Source organism: Paraburkholderia sp. SIMBA_053, assembly GCF_046534895.1.
In the GTDB taxonomy this organism is placed as follows: Bacteria; Pseudomonadota; Gammaproteobacteria; order Burkholderiales; family Burkholderiaceae; genus Paraburkholderia; species Paraburkholderia caledonica.
Map to the genome: position 1 here is coordinate 1 of NZ_JAWRXU010001653.1, position 238 is coordinate 238.

Annotated in this window: 1 pseudogene; it reads left to right on the top strand. The window is 62.2% G+C overall.

The window, feature by feature from the left end:
• Nucleotides 1-238, top strand: a pseudogene (locus SB753_RS41170) (MFS transporter); the annotation flags it as partial.

The following is a 238-nucleotide window of genomic DNA, read 5'->3' on the forward strand; positions in this document are numbered from 1 at the left end:
CGGCCGCCGGCGATCCCGCCGCCGCGCTGTACAGCAAGCTCAACTGGCGGCTTCTGCCGTTTCTGGTGACCTGCTACATGTTTGCGTATCTGGATCGCGTGAACGTCGGTTTCGCGAAGTTGCAGATGCAGACCGACCTCGGTTTCTCCGACGCCGCGTATGGCGTGGGCGCGGGCATCTTCTTCATCGGCTACGTGCTGTTCGAATTGCCGAGCAACCTGATGCTGCCGAAGGTCGG